The organism is Mucilaginibacter sp. UYNi724 (assembly GCF_054057495.1).
On sequence record NZ_JBSRZI010000015.1, the window covers coordinates 44741 to 59775 of the forward strand.

General features: G+C 42.9%; 12 protein-coding genes. 8 read left to right on the forward strand and 4 right to left on the reverse strand.

All coding sequences use genetic code 11. From position 1 onward, the window contains the following. Positions 1–158: 158 nt before the first annotated feature. Positions 159–923 carry an ABC transporter ATP-binding protein gene (locus ACVW0P_RS18515; RefSeq protein WP_457133378.1) on the forward strand — a complete coding sequence of 255 codons (765 nt, stop codon included), beginning with the start codon at positions 159–161 and terminating at the stop codon, positions 921–923. A 72-nt stretch (positions 924–995) separates the two neighbouring features. Then, positions 996–2114, forward strand: a complete 1119-nt coding sequence (locus tag ACVW0P_RS18520) for an ABC transporter permease (RefSeq protein WP_457133379.1) — start codon at positions 996–998, stop codon at positions 2112–2114. Positions 2115–2195: 81 nt separating this feature from the next. Here ACVW0P_RS18520 and ACVW0P_RS18525 read toward each other — a convergent pair whose 3' ends face one another. Then, positions 2196–2834: an energy transducer TonB gene (locus ACVW0P_RS18525; RefSeq protein ID WP_457133380.1), complete on the reverse strand. Its 639-nt coding sequence runs from the start codon at positions 2832–2834 to the stop codon at positions 2196–2198. A gap of 174 nt (positions 2835–3008) precedes the next feature. Between ACVW0P_RS18525 and ACVW0P_RS18530 the strand changes: the two genes are divergently transcribed. The 4 genes from ACVW0P_RS18530 to ACVW0P_RS18545 all read left to right on the forward strand — a co-directional run bounded on the left by ACVW0P_RS18530 (position 3009) and on the right by ACVW0P_RS18545 (position 6073). Further along, complete coding sequence (locus tag ACVW0P_RS18530; RefSeq protein WP_457133381.1) at positions 3009–3746, forward strand: DUF2490 domain-containing protein; 738 nt, start codon at positions 3009–3011, stop codon at positions 3744–3746. 105 nt (positions 3747–3851) lie between these two features. Next, positions 3852–5150, forward strand: a complete 1299-nt coding sequence (eno, locus tag ACVW0P_RS18535) for a phosphopyruvate hydratase (RefSeq protein WP_354428625.1) — start codon at positions 3852–3854, stop codon at positions 5148–5150. Positions 5151–5424: 274 nt separating this feature from the next. Further along, positions 5425–5688 (forward strand): type II toxin-antitoxin system HicA family toxin, encoded by a 264-nt coding sequence (locus ACVW0P_RS18540; protein WP_457133382.1) that lies wholly within the window; start codon positions 5425–5427, stop codon positions 5686–5688. Further along, positions 5681–6073, forward strand: a complete 393-nt coding sequence (locus ACVW0P_RS18545; protein WP_457133383.1) for a type II toxin-antitoxin system HicB family antitoxin — start codon at positions 5681–5683, stop codon at positions 6071–6073. The genes ACVW0P_RS18540 and ACVW0P_RS18545 overlap by 8 nt, the downstream gene beginning before the upstream one ends. Positions 6074–6152: 79 nt before the next feature. Here the strand turns inward: ACVW0P_RS18545 and ACVW0P_RS18550 are convergent, their stop codons facing one another. Both ACVW0P_RS18550 and leuS read right to left on the reverse strand, forming a co-directional pair. Further along, on the reverse strand, positions 6153–8705 hold the full coding sequence (locus tag ACVW0P_RS18550) for a TonB-dependent receptor domain-containing protein (RefSeq protein WP_457133384.1): 2553 nt from the start codon (positions 8703–8705) through the stop codon (positions 6153–6155). A gap of 187 nt (positions 8706–8892) precedes the next feature. Further along, positions 8893–11763 carry a leucine--tRNA ligase gene (gene leuS / locus ACVW0P_RS18555; protein ID WP_457133385.1) on the reverse strand — a complete coding sequence of 957 codons (2871 nt, stop codon included), beginning with the start codon at positions 11761–11763 and terminating at the stop codon, positions 8893–8895. 147 nt (positions 11764–11910) lie between these two features. Here leuS and ACVW0P_RS18560 point away from each other — a divergent pair, with 147 nt between their 5' ends. Together ACVW0P_RS18560 and ACVW0P_RS18565 are read left to right on the forward strand one after the other, a co-directional pair. Continuing rightward, positions 11911–12294 (forward strand): DUF1634 domain-containing protein, encoded by a 384-nt coding sequence (locus ACVW0P_RS18560; protein WP_457133386.1) that lies wholly within the window; start codon positions 11911–11913, stop codon positions 12292–12294. Positions 12295–12333: 39 nt separating this feature from the next. Further along, positions 12334–12555 (forward strand): KTSC domain-containing protein, encoded by a 222-nt coding sequence (locus ACVW0P_RS18565; protein WP_457133387.1) that lies wholly within the window; start codon positions 12334–12336, stop codon positions 12553–12555. On the opposite strand, the gene ACVW0P_RS18570 is transcribed toward ACVW0P_RS18565, so the two are convergent. Then, on the reverse strand, positions 12549–14996 hold the full coding sequence (locus tag ACVW0P_RS18570; RefSeq protein ID WP_457133388.1) for an outer membrane beta-barrel protein: 2448 nt from the start codon (positions 14994–14996) through the stop codon (positions 12549–12551). The genes ACVW0P_RS18565 and ACVW0P_RS18570 overlap by 7 nt on opposite strands. Positions 14997–15035: the final 39 nt, after the last annotated feature.

Genomic DNA, 15035 nt, shown 5'->3' on the forward strand with positions numbered 1-15035 from the left:
CATTGTAGCTTTGTTAGCAAAAGCCGTTGTACTCATCAGTTTATTGGGCCATCTCATATTTTAAACAGGCATTTTTGTGAGGGCAAAATCTAATTAAAATTTAATGAGATTTTGCCCTTCATCCAATGATATTAGATAAATACAACGCATATTTACGTATGGCAAACAAACCTATTATCACGGTTAAAAACCTGGTTAAAAATTACGGCGATTTTGAGGCGGTAAAGGGCATCAGCTTTGAGGTTTACGAGGGCGAGATCTTCGGACTGCTTGGCCCGAACGGTGCCGGTAAAACCACCACGCTGGAAGTGATTGAAACCCTGCGAGATAAAACATCTGGCGAGATAACGGTAGATGGTTTTAATATCGAAACGGATGCCGATAAAATCAAAATGCGCATCGGCGTGCAGTTACAGGCAGCCGGTTATTATCCAAATTTGAACTTGTCGGAATTGATCGTACTATTCTCGGGCCTTTACGGTGTTAACAAAACCCCGACAGAAATGCTGGAGAAGGTGGCCTTAACCGATAAAGCCAAAGCAAAATACAAAGATCTGTCCGGCGGGCAAAAGCAGCGATTCTCTATCGCTACCACACTAATAAATAATCCACGCATTATTTTCCTAGACGAGCCTACCACGGGCCTCGACCCACAGGCGCGCCGTAACCTTTGGGATCTCATCCGCGAGATCCGCAACGCGGGTACAACTATTGTAATAACCACCCATTATATGGACGAAGCCGAAGTGCTTTGCGACCGTGTAGCCTTTGTTGACGGTGGCCACATCATCGGTATAGATACCCCAGACCACTTTATTGACCAACTGGTAGCAACCGGTTTCGAGCGGGCCAAACAAACCAAAGGTGCCAATCTGGAGGATGTTTTTATTAACCTTACCGGCAAGGAGTGGCGGGAGAGTTAACGACCCGTTTGGCAGTTGCCGGTGGGCAGGTTGCAGTTTTAAATACCAGTGAACAAATGAACTATTGAACCAATGAACCAAAATTATAGCAATACCCGCGCAACCCTGGCCATTGCCAAAGCCAGTTTCCGTTCTATTTTACGCAGCCCGTCGGCGGTGGTGTTTAGTTTGGCTTTCCCGCTGATATTTATATTGGTGTTTGCCAATATTGGCGGCGGCGGCATGTCTATAGACGTGGGCGTAAGCAAAGGCTGCGATACGCTTAACCCGGTTTATAAGGCACTTGCCCAAACTAAGATTGTCCATTTGATAAAAGATCAAACGGCTGATGAGATGAACAAGAACCTGGCAAAGGGTAGCATAGATGCAATCATCAACGTTGGGCCGTTCACGCCGATGAAACCAATTGACATGAGCGTGCAGTACAGCCATGCATCGGGCGATAAGGGCGGCGTGTTAAAATCGGTATTGAACAATATTTTTTACAGGTTTCAGTCCGAGCAGTTGAGCAAGATAAAAGCCTACTCTGGCATCAAAATACCGGATGCCGTAAACCTGAAAGAAACCGTAGTTACCGGGCGCGAGTACAAATACATCGATTTTATATTACCGGGTCAGTTGGGTTTCTCATTGCTAAGCAGCGGCGTGTTTGGTACGGCATTCGTGTTCATTGGTTTGAGGTTAACGCTGGTTATCAAACGCTTTTTTGCTACCCCGGTTAAGCGCTACAGCATTGTACTGGGCGAGGCTTTAGCACGGATCGTGTTCTCGTTACTGGGCGCATTATTTATTATTACGGTAGGGCACTTCGCGTTCGGCTTTACGCTTATCCACGGGGTGGTTACGGTGCTGAATATGCTGGTGCTTTGCGCTATCGGGCTTGTCATATTTATGGGATTCGGCTTTACCATATCGGGCATCGCCAAAAACGAAAGTACCGTGCCGCCGCTCTCTAATATCATTACGTTGCCGCAGTTTTTGCTGTCGGGTACATTTTTTTCGGTAACGGCATTTCCAAAATGGCTGCAATATGTAAGTAATGCGCTCCCGCTTACGCACCTCAACAATGCCATGCGTAAAGTAGCATTTGAAGGTGCCGGCCTTGGCGATGTTACCCACCAGCTTTTTATCCTGCTGATATGGGGCGTAATAGTTTATGCCGTAGCGGTTAAAACCTTTAAGTGGGAATAGGGGGAGATTCAAGACTAATAGAACCAAGAAACAAGACAAAAAGAAATAATGTAGTTACCGTTATTTCGCGTATCTTTTTGTTTAGTCTTTTATTTGTATCAGGTACTTTTTGGCTTTCTTATTTTCTTCGGGCTGTTCTGTGAAAGATCTTGCGTAATCGATCTTATCGGCAGGGAATGTTTTGCCTAATATTGGCTCAGCCTGATCTATGCTGTACGTTTTATCTTTTATCTGAAAAGTAAACTGATATGCGCAACCTTTTAATTCGGCCATATCGATAATGGGCTTCTGGAAGTTAAATTTAAAGGGAATGGTATATTTTACATCTACTGGTATTCCATTTTGTATCCCAGGCTTCCATGATGGCGATTGCGCTATTATCGAAGCTATTTCGTTTTCCAACCCTAAGCCGCTATTGCTTATTGGATTTATATCCGTTAGTTTCCCTCTTTTATCAACAGTAAAGCCAACCACGATGCGTCCTGTAAAACCAAATAGTGCTGTAAGCTGTGGTATTTCCAGATGGTTTGCTACATAGGTATTAAAACGATCCATCCCACCCGGAAATGACGGTGATTGCTCAACTGCCCTAAAAGTGCTTTCTTGTTCCAAAGCAACCGTAGCGCTATCCTTTTTGGGTTCGGGTATATCAAGCACCTCTTGTGCGAACGCAAATCCGGTAAGCAATACAAAAACAACGGTTACTAAAGGGAATTTCATAGGGCTAAGATAACGCAAACCCGCAACATTTTAGCTTTATACACCCCCTTGATTTGCTTAACATTAAATTAATATGAAGGTTAATTCTTAACATATTAATAATATTAACACTTGTTTAGTTAACACGTAGATAACAATCAGGAAATACATTTGTATTAAATCAATATTAAAAAAATGTTAAAGTATATCTCACACTTAACACTGCTGCTTGTTATTTTAACAGTGTGTTCATTTAAAGTTAATGCACAAGATTCAAAAACGGGTACCTGGGGGATCGTAACCGTGGTAATGCCGGGCGATAGCGTTCATAAATGGGGCGGTTACAGCGAGTTCCAGGCGCGTACAAATGGCGCGGGGTTTAGCCAGTTCCATTATTACGAAGCTAAGGCGGGCGTTAGTTACGATATCGATAAAAACTTTACTGCCTTATTGGGTACAGGTACCTATCACACTTATGATTATTTTGATGTGAATAAAGGCCCGCTTACCAACGAGTTTAGGGTTTGGGAGCAGATGACTATCAACCAATTCCTTACCCCGCTAAAATTTGAGCACCGTTACCGGGTAGAGCAGCGCTGGGTGAACGGCGATTACCGCAACAGGTTCCGTTACCGTTTAAACATGTTTGTGCCGCTAAACAATAAAAAGATAGTGGCTAAAACCTGGTTTATATCAGTGTTCGACGAGATCTTCTTCAACAATAAAGCCCCCAACTTCGAGCGTAACCGGGTATCCGCATCTTTAGGTTACCAGTTTGATAAGAAATGGATAGTACAGGCAGGTTGGATAAATCAGCGCAATTATACCACTGTTACCAGCAGTGCAAAAAGCAATATGATGCTAACCCTGATGTACCGCATAAATCGTAAAAATAGCGTGGAGCATGAGCGCCTGCCTACCACAAACGATTAATAATCATTACAAATGCAAAATTTGCGTTGCTATTTCCTGTTTTTGGACTTAACTTAGCCGACCAAATTAGTATAGTATATCACTCAAAATTCGACAATAAAAACTATGAGCTTAATAATTGCTGTCCATGCGCGCCAGATACTTGATTCACGCGGTAACCCTACGATAGAAGTAGATGTAATTACAGAAAATGGTGTGCTTGGCCGCGCTGCAGTACCATCAGGTGCATCAACCGGTATCCACGAGGCTGTTGAGCTTCGTGATGATGACAAAGCCGTTTACATGGGTAAAGGCGTTTTAAAAGCCGTTGACAACGTAAACAACATAATTGCCGATGAATTAAAAGGTGTTGATGTATTTGAGCAAAATGCTGTCGATGCTATCATGATAGCGCTTGACGGTACCGAAAATAAAGGTAAACTGGGTGCTAACGCTATCCTGGGTGTTTCTTTGGCAGTTGCTAAAGCAGCAGCACAAGAAAGCCGCCAGCCTTTATACCGCTACATTGGTGGTGTTAACGCTAACACGCTTCCTATCCCAATGATGAACATCGTTAACGGTGGTTCTCACTCAGATGCGCCTATCGCGTTCCAGGAATTTATGATCATGCCGGTTGGCGCTTCATCTTTCTCTGAAGCTTTGCGTTGGGGTACCGAAGTATTCCACAACCTTAAGAAAATATTACATGACAGGGGCCTGTCTACAGCAGTAGGCGACGAGGGTGGGTTTGCACCTAAGTTTGAAGGTACCGAAGATGGCGTTGAAACCATTTTGCAGGCTATTGAAAAAGCCGGTTACACACCGGGTGTTGATATTTGCCTTGCGTTTGATTGTGCCGCTTCTGAGTTTTACAAGGACGGTAAATACGATTACACGAAATTTGAAGGCGAAAAAGGTGCTATCCGTACCAGCGCCGAGCAGGCAGATTACCTTGCATCACTTGCAGCTAAATACCCTATCATTTCTATTGAAGATGGTATGGGCGAGGATGACTGGGATGGCTGGAAATTACTAACGGAGAAAATTGGTGATAAAGTACAGTTAGTAGGTGATGATTTGTTTGTAACCAACGTAAAACGTTTACAACAAGGTATCTCTACCCATACGGCTAACTCTATCCTGGTAAAAGTTAACCAAATAGGTTCGTTAACAGAAACTATCAACGCGGTTACTTTAGCACAAACCAACGGTTACACATCTGTAATGAGCCACCGTAGCGGCGAAACTGAAGACGTTACCATTGCCGACCTTGCCGTTGCCCTTAACTGTGGCCAGATCAAAACCGGTTCTGCATCACGATCTGACAGGATAGCTAAATACAACCAATTGCTACGTATCGAAGAAGAACTTGGCGAAGCAGCACGTTTTATTGGTAAGGATTTTAAATACTACAATAAGAAATAATTAGCGCAAGCTTAATTGATATAGAAAGCCGGTCGAGTAATTGACCGGCTTTTTTTTTGTTAACACAATTCTTGCAACTAAAATTTAGTTGCAATATTGGATTTTTATTTTTATGTTTGTAATAATTAATATTATAAGGGCTTCTCTAAACCAACCTTTTCCCCTCTTTTGGAGGAGACTTAAGAGGCGTAGGTTAGACAAAGAGACCGATTTTTTAGAAGTACCCGCAATTAGGAAGATAAATTTATGGAAAACGTACTCAACGCATTGACACATGTCACGACAAGAAAAATTAATCAGTCGTTTGTTATCTATTCCCAAAGATCTCACTTGGGATGAATTATGTAAAGTTGTAGCATTTTTTGGTTACAAAGAATTAACAGGTGGTAAAACGGGTGGTTCGAGAAGAAGATTTGTTGATGGTAATAAAAACATCATTACGCTTCATAAACCACATCCTGCCAACCTTGTTAAAGGTTATGCAATAAAAGAAGTTATTGCTCATTTAAAAGAAAAAGGTCATATACAAAATGAATGACATCCTGCAATATAAAAACTATTACGCATCGGTGCAATTTAGCGCTACTGATGAAGTTTTCTTTGGGAAAGTTTTAGGTGTAAATGATTTGATAAGCTTTGAGGGCTCATCGGTTACAGAACTTAAAACTTCCTTTGAAGAAGCAATAGAAGATTATTTAGAAGCGTGTATAGAGATAGGGAAAGAGCCTAACAAAACTTACAAGGGAACGTTTAATGTTCGCGTCCCATCCACGCTTCATAAAGAAGCCGCGTTGTACGCTGCAATTCATAATATTACACTTAACGAATTTGTAAAAGTAGCCCTTTCTTATACACTGGATCATAAAAAAGAAATTGATACTGCCATAGATGGCAAACAAGATTCGCTGTTAGAACACGCTTAAGAGTTTTAATCTTCTACCAAAAACGCCCCTCCGATTTCGGAGGGGCGTTTTTTAATATATTAATTGTTGTTTTGGGCTATTATCTGCCGCCTGCAGGTGCTGCACCGCCACCGTTTTGGTCGCCACCTTGTATCTGGTCGTCGTTATTAACGCCTTTCTTTTTCTGGGTAGGGTTTGGTGCTTTAAAGCTTATTTTACCAAAGCTGTAGCTAAACGTTATACCGAAAGATTGGAAAGGGAACTGTGTTTTCGAGACCTGGGTAAATGTTGGGCTCGAGATATTTTGGTTAAACGATTTGTTAACTGCAAATGGCTGTACGGTATTGAAACCGATAGAGGCCTTTTTATCCAGAAATTGCTTCTTAATACCGAAGGCGTAGATACCAAATGCCGGGCTGCTACCTTGTATGGTCCTGCGGGCCGAGTTGGTGAACCCAAATGCCTCTACAATAAAGTTTTTAGGCAAGGTAAGCTGCGCGCTACCAAACATGGTAGATACCAGGCGGGTTTTTAAAGCATCCGCGCTAACAAAGCCAGTGTATGTATCGTAAACAGTTGGATTATAAGTAAACACGTTGATGCTACCACGAATGGTTAAGGCCTTAATAGGGTTTATCGAACCAAAAAAACTACCACCAATTGAATTGTTTGATGCAACGTTATTTTGTACGGTACGGTTAACCACAATGCCGTTATCTGTGATTGGGGTTGCAATACCTTCTATCAGGTCGCGGGTGTTTTTGTAATAAACCGAGAAGTTTAACACCGATGATTTAACAAAAGCATTATAATTTAACTCGACAGTTTGCGAAACCTCTGGCGCAAGGTTGGGGTTACCAACGCTTTGGCTTTGTTGCTGGCTACGGTTAATAAACGGATTTAATACCTGTAAGCTTGGGCGTTGGATACGTTTGCTGTACGATAATTTAAACGTATTAGCACCCATAACCTTTTGTAAGGTTAAACTTGGGATATACGTGTTATAGCTCGCAGTAAATGGCTGTAAAGCCTGTGAGTTAGTACCCGGCGTTGCGTAAGGTGTTTGCGGATCGCCGGTTATTTGCGTATTTTCATAACGGAAGCCCGCTAAAATGGAGTAGTTCTTAGGCAAGCTTACAGTGAATACACTATAACCTGCATATACATTTTGATCGTAGTTGTACAAGTTAGAATTCTCGGTATCTAAAACAGGGTTAACACCAACCGGGTTATCTGATAATATATCGTCGTTTTGCACGGTATATATGTCGTAAACACTGTTTATGCGCCTTTGGATGGTTTTACCACCTGCCTCTAATTTTAATGTTTTGCTGATAGGGTTGGTATAATCGGCTTGCGCAGTGTACTCATTGTTTTTACCATTGTTGCTGCCTTTTTGGCTATCATAACGCAGACTAAACAGGTTAAGGTAATCAGATTTAACAATGCTATGGCTCCACTGGCCCGAAACTACTATCTCATGGCCTTCTTTTTTAAATTTATGGGTGTAATCAATATTCCAGTCGAAACCGCTGAACTTGTTTTTTGAACTTGTTTTGCCGAAATAATCTATAATTGCACCGTTTTCAAAATGGTAGTTACCACCACCGTTAGCATCAAAACCACCATCGTTTAAGGTAAGGGTACTGTTAATGCTGTTGAAGCCGTTAAATTCGTAACCGGCAGATAATGATCCTCTTAAACCGTGGCGTTTAATTTCGTTTTGTGTGCTGCTTGTGTTGTGTTGGGTACTGCCGTTAAGGGTTAAAGTTTGGTCGAACATCGAACTTGATATTTGCGGCCAGGTAAGGTTACCACCCACATTAGCCGAAAAATTGAAACGGTTTTTGTTATAGTTTAAGTTAACGTTACCGTTGTTTTGGCGTGTGCCTACACCACCGCTTACACCACCGCTAATGCCAGATGCATTTTTGGTTTTGGTAATGATGTTGATGATACCACCAGAGCCCTCAGCATCATACTTAGCCGACGGAGAAGTTAAAACCTCGATGCTTTTGATTTGATCGGCAGGGATGGTTTTTAATACATCGCTTAGGCTTGCTGATGTTGCACCCGATGGTTTACCGTTGATAAGCACACGCACGTTTTGATCGCCACGCAAGGCTACGTTACCGTTCATGTCAACAGATACCAATGGTACTTTTTGCAATACATCTGTAGCGTTACCGCCTGCTGCGGTAAGGTCTTTTTCGGCGTTGTAAACTATCCTGTCAATCTTGTTTTCGATAAGTGATTGCTGGCCTACCACCTGTACTTCTTTTAATGATTTTGCACTTGGCGCAATAATCAACTGGCCCATATTGTTGTCCGGTTTTGAAGCCGTAGTTTCAACAGGGTCGTAAGTTTTGGTTGGGTAACCGATAAACGATACCGTAATTTTGTATTTACCTGCACGAACGTTATCCAGCCTAAAGTTTCCTTTTTCATCTGTTAACACACCGTTTATTGGCGCTTTTGCACCGCTTTTCAAGATGCTGATGGTAGCATAATCAACCGGTTTTTTGGTAAGTGAATCTATCACCGTACCAGAGATCTTACCGATGATATTTGAGCCGCCACCACCAACCCCAAATTGGGCTTTGGCTGATATTGAGGCACATATAACTAATAAAAGTAAAAGTATTCGTTTCATATTTGAGAAATATTAGGGCGTTTTTATAATTGGAGGCGAAAATGCCAAAAATGTTACAGGCAGTTATCGGTTTAATGTAAAATATGTGTAACTGTAATGTACATGTTACACTATGGTAGAGCAAAAAGCCCCTGCGCGTGTGCTTATTAAAGCATCAATGCACAGGGGCTGTAATTATTTAAGGTAATTAGATAACGATATTTACAATACGGCCTTTAACCACAATTACCTTTTTAGGGGCCTTGCCGTCAAGCTGTTTTTGTACGTCGGCGTTAGCCAATACAGCGGCTTCTATATCAGATTGCTCCAGCGTTAACGACAGGCTGATATTTGTACGCACCTTGCCGTTAAATGATATAGGGTAGCTAAACTCATCCTCAACCAAATAGGCCGGGTTAAATTTAGGATATGCCGCGGTTGAGATACTGCCTGCGGGGTTACCCAGCATCACCCAAAGTTCCTCGCAAATATGCGGGGCGTAAGGGGCAAGGGTTATAACCAACTCCTGCAGTATAGCGCGTTTGTTGCACTTCAGGTCAGTCAGTTCGTTAACGACTATCATAAAGCTGGATACGGATGTATTGAAAGAGAATCGCTCTATATCCTGCTCCACCTTTTGGATGATCTTGTGCAGTGATTTCAGCTCTGCTTTATTAGGTACTTCATTGCTCACCGTAAAGTTCCATTCCGCATCATGGAATAACCTCCAAAATTTACGCAGGAACTTAAACACACCCTCTATACCATTGGTATTCCACGGTTTGCTTTGCTCCAGCGGGCCAAGGAACATCTCGTACATGCGCAAAGTATCTGCACCGTAGCGGGTTATCAGGTCATCCGGGTTAACTACGTTGAATTTGGACTTTGACATTTTTTCAACTTCTACACCGCAGATGTATTTGCCGTTCTCCAGTATAAATTCCGCGTTAGCAAACTCCGAGCGAAATTCTTTAAATTTATTCAGGTTTAAAACTTCATTCTCTACAATATTTACATCAACATGTAGCGGCGAAGTTTTATATTCTTTTATCAAACCGTGCGATACAAATGTGTTGGTGCCTTTACCTTCATCGTCAATTAAACGATATACAAAGTTACTTCTACCCTGTATCATTCCCTGGTTGATCAGTTTTTTGAAAGGCTCTTCTTCAACTACTAAATCCAGATCCTTCAAAAATTTGTTCCAGAAACGGCTGTATAAAAGGTGGCCGGTAGCATGCTCGCTGCCGCCGATGTACAAGTCAACGTCTTTCCAATATTCAATCGCTTCGCGCGATGCAAACTCCTTATCGTTGTTGGCATCCATGTAGCGATACCAGTACCAGCTGCTTCCCGCCCAACCCGGCATGGTGCTTAGTTCGTAAGCGTAAGTAGCTTCTTCTTGGTTCTTGTCTTTTGATTCCTGGCTCTTATAACTCCAATCTGTAGCCCTTCCCAAAGGTGGCTCGCCACTTTCTGTTGGCAGGTATTTATCTATCTCGGGTAACAACAATGGCAGCTGCTGCTCTTCAATTAAATAGGGCAGGTTGCCCTTAAAGTAAACAGGCACAGGCTCGCCCCAATAACGCTGGCGGCCAAAAATGGCGTCGCGCATCCTGAAATTCACCTTTGCTTTACCCAAGCCCAATTCATCAAGCTTCGCAACTACCGCTGCGGTTGCTTCCTTGTAGCCAAGGCCATTAATAAAATCGCTGTTGATGTATTTACCTTCCTTGGTTGGGTCGGCTTCTGCTTCAATATTTTGTATATCAATGATCGGGATGATTGGCAAATTAAAATGCTTGGCGAACAAAAAGTCGCGCTGGTCGCCGCTTGGTACGGCCATAACCGCACCGGTACCATATCCTGCCAAAACGTAATCAGCTATCCATACAGGGATCTGTGTACCGTTAAGCGGATTGGTTACATAGCTTCCCGTAAAAGCGCCCGATACGGTTTTGGTATCGGCCATACGGTCAAGTTCGCTTTTCTTTTTGGTTTGGGTGATGTATGCATCAATATCGGTCTTTTGCCCGGGAGTGGTCAACGCTGCAACCAACTCATGCTCGGGTGCTATCACCAAAAAGCTCACTCCAAAAACAGTATCAACGCGGGTGGTGAAAACTTCTATGTAAGATGCGGGGTTTGAGGTGGGGGGAGCGGATAAATGTTCCGATCCGGAAACTTCGCTCTTCGCACCTTCTAGTGGGAACCTTACGCTCGCTCCCACGCTTTTGCCTATCCAGTTGCGCTGCATTTCTTTGAGGGGCTCGGGCCAGTCAATACGGTCAAGGCCTGTTAATAAGCGCTGGGCATACGCGGTAATTCGCATGCTCCACTGCATCATTTTCTTTTGCTCAACAGGGTAGCCGCCGCGCTCGCTAAAGCCGTCTTTTACTTCGTCGTTAGCCAATACGGTACCAAGGGCAGGGCACCAGTTAACGGTGCTTTCGCGCAGGTAGGTTAGGCGGTATTTCAATAACTCTGCCTGTTGTTCCCGCTTGTTAAAGGCTTTCCAGTCAACAGCGGTAAATGTTAAGGTCTCGTCATCGCAAACGGCATTAATACCTGCCGAGCCTTTACTTTCAAAATGCTCAACCAGTTTGGCAATGCTTTGCGCTTTATCGGCATCTTTATCGTAATAGCTATTGAATAGCTGCATAAAGATCCACTGCGTCCATTTATAGTAATCGGCCGAACTGGTGCGTACCTCGCGGTCCCAGTCGAACGAAAAACCGATCTGGTCCAGCTGGCGGCGGTAAGTAGCGATGTTAGCTTCGGTAGTTACAGATGGGTGCTGCCCGGTTTGTATGGCGTACTGCTCGGCGGGTAAGCCAAAGCTATCATACCCCATAGGGTGCAACACGTTAAAGCCTTTAAGGCGTTTGTAGCGTGCAAAAATATCAGAGGCAATATAACCCAGCGGGTGGCCAACATGCAGCCCCGCGCCCGATGGGTAGGGGAACATATCCAGCACATAATACTTGGGTTTATTGGTGGTATTTTCGGCCCTGAAGGTTTTATGCTCTGCCCAAAACTGCTGCCACTTTTGCTCTATATCTTTAAATTGATAATCCATTTGTTTATTTACCGTATTGAGGTTGCGAAAATAGTAAAAACTGCTTTAACATCAGCGTTTATAGGTGATTTTCAATAAAGTCTATATATTATATAGGTTAACATTAAAGTTGGCGGGCTCTTTTATAAGCACTATTTTCGGCATTGAATGATACAGCGGTTTAAAGATAAAGACATGCAAGTGGTAATAGGGTTGGTACTGCGTACCGGCGTTTTTATTTCTATGGCGGTAGTTTTTATTGGAGGTGTTATCTATTTGAAACGCCACGGACAAAGCATTGCCAATTACCACAAATTTGTAGGCGTGCCCGATTTTATCCATAGCCCCGGGGGCATCATCAACGGTATCATCAATTTACGGGGCAGGGCCATCATCCAGGCCGGGATAGTACTGCTAATAGCTACGCCCATAGTAAGGGTTATGTTTAGCGCTGTTGGGTTCATCCTGGAGAAAGATCATTTGTATACTGCCATCACTTTCATCGTACTCCTTATAATTATCATCAGCGCTTTTAGCGGGCACGCAGGTTAATTTTCTAAAACCATTTTTGCTTTGCCCTGCTTTTATAATATGCGCAGGCGGAAGGTACAGTCATCAGCACTACAAAGTATAGGGTATGATCCCGAGCAGCAGATCCTCGAACTGGAGTTTAGGGATAACGGTGGCGTATGGCAATATTTTAATTTTAAGCCGGCATCCTACAAAAAGTTTGTAAACGCCGAATCGCTGGGCAACTTTTTTGTGACCCGTATAAAAGGAAAGTACCCCGAAGAAAAAGTGCAATCTTATTGAGTAGGTTGTTTCATTCGATTTTGCTCGTCCTCGTTACCGGTAACGTGCTTTGCGGAACCCTTAACGCTTGTTTTACCAAAACGGTAGCTAAAGTTTATATAAACTTTACGGTACTCTCGCCTATCTAAAATATTAATGTTAAGGTTTTGATAATTTATGGATGCCCTGTCGCGGTTCAGCTTAAAAATATCGTTGCCAACTAAACTTATGCGGCCCCTTTTATTCAATATCTGTTTGCTGATGCCTGCATCAACAAAGCCGGCGGGCCTAAATTGCTTAATGCCATAAAATGTATTGGTCTCAAATTTTCCTAACAACTGTGCAGCAAAGCCCCCCGGCAAAGTAAAGGTTTGCATAGAGGAAACTGTCACATCGGCTGTACCTTTATTAAGGTTGCCGTACTCAACATAAGCAATGTATCGTTGGTACGAAGCATCTACTTCAGTATTACTTGTCCACCAACGTGTGAATTTTATAGGTGTATTAATGTTAATGCCATAAGTATATACCCTGCCCAGGTTAACATCGGCACTTAGCGATAATTTAGATGCGTCATCCTGCCCAACAAATGGGAAGGTGGCACCAGTTGTAATTTCGGCACGTAATGTTGTAACCGTTTCACTATTATACGTATGACTAAGCTGCACCAGGTTATGATATTCGGGCTTTAAGTAGGGATTGCCCGATTGGTAATTATACAGGTCAATAAAATAAAGGAACGGGTTAAGCTTATCATACCCCGGCCTTGTAATACCTCTTGACAGGTTTAATGCAAACTCATTCTTATCGTTATGCTTGTAATTTAATGTCGCCGTAGGGAACATATTAAAATACTTATGGGGGGTTACTCCTGTGGTTATCCCGGCGGTGTTTAGCGATGTGCCCTCGTTGTTGGTGTATTCGCCGCGCAGGCCACCGTCAAAATCAAACTTGCCAAACTTGGTGGTGTAATTGACATAAGCGGCCGCAATTTTCTCGTCGAACAGGAAGTGGTTACTAAAAGTAGTGTTAATCGTGTAAATGCCATCCACTTGCGGGCCAAACACAAAGTTATTATCTGTAGTGGTGTAGCTATATTTTACCCCTATATCTAACTTGCCTTTTGGTAACGGGTTGGTTAATGCCAGAAAGCCACTCCAGTTTTTTATTTTAGTAGGCGATATATTTTGCAACAGAAGCGGGTCGCGGTAAGCAAAGCCCTGTTCATCGGCAAATGTATTGGTAATGTATTCGTCCGAGTGGCGCTTAGCCCTGCTGTAAGTTGCATTGGCGGTAATGCTCCTGCCCACTTTATCTAATTTGGCAGTATAGTTAAGGTTATAATTGATATTGCTGATATCCCTATCTACTGTTGAATTGGCAATAATGGTAGAATCTAAAAGCGCATTGTTATAAATGCGCAAGATGTTATTCTTGTCGATATTGTTATTATTTACAGTACCGGATACCAAAAAGCCAAGGCTTTGGTTAGGCGACAGAAAGAAATCGGTACCAAACCTAAACGTATGGCTGCGCGATTCGATAACGCTTTTATAGGTAGTGCTGTAATTGCTTTCTACACCTGCGTAATCAACTTTACGGTCGGTATAAACATCTTTCCATGTTTTATTGGCAACCACGCTATAACTGCCAAAAATATTATAGCTTGCTGTGCGATGGTTTAGGCTAATACCCGTGCTTCCTTTATAGTATTTGCCATACCCAGCCGATGCATTGAAAGTGCCGTTTGTACCGATGTTTGTCCCTTTTTTATAAATGATATTGATGATGCCGCCGCCTGCAGCATCATATTTTGCAGAACCTCCCTTGATCACCTCTATCCGGTCGATGTTGCTACCTTGTGTGCTTTTAAGCAACGCTGCCAGATCGGCGCCGTTAAGATTGGTAGCTTTGCCATCTACCATTACCAGGGCATCCTGGCGGCCATTAACGCTTACGTTGTCATTATTATCAACACGTACCCCCGGCGACTGCCTTAAAATTTCTAATACAGATTGCCCGTCGGCAACGATGCTGGCCGATGGGTTGATGATCATTTTACCCGGTTTTACCTCGATATAGGGCTTTTTGGCAACTATCGAAACTTCTTTTAACTCTTTATTAATTGATAACAGGGTGATGGAGGCGATGGTTTTATCGAGCCCGGCTGTAATTGTAAAGTTAGGGGAGTAAGCTTTTTTAAACCCAAGCCTTGTAGCGAGAACAATGTATTTGCCAGGGTTAACATACGATAAGCGGAAACTGCCGGTATTGCCAACAAGGGCAGACATAGCCACAGACGAGTCGGGCAGGTTTAATAGAATAACCGTGGCAGCTTGGGCCGGTTGGTTATTTTGTATTAAAACATTACCGCTTATAGTTGAAGAACCCGTTTGGGCATAACAAAAACTAAATAGACTTGACAGGAGAGCTGCAAATAAGCACCCGAATTTAACCCTCATTAATATACCTTGTAGAAATGTTGCTTATAGTATCCAATT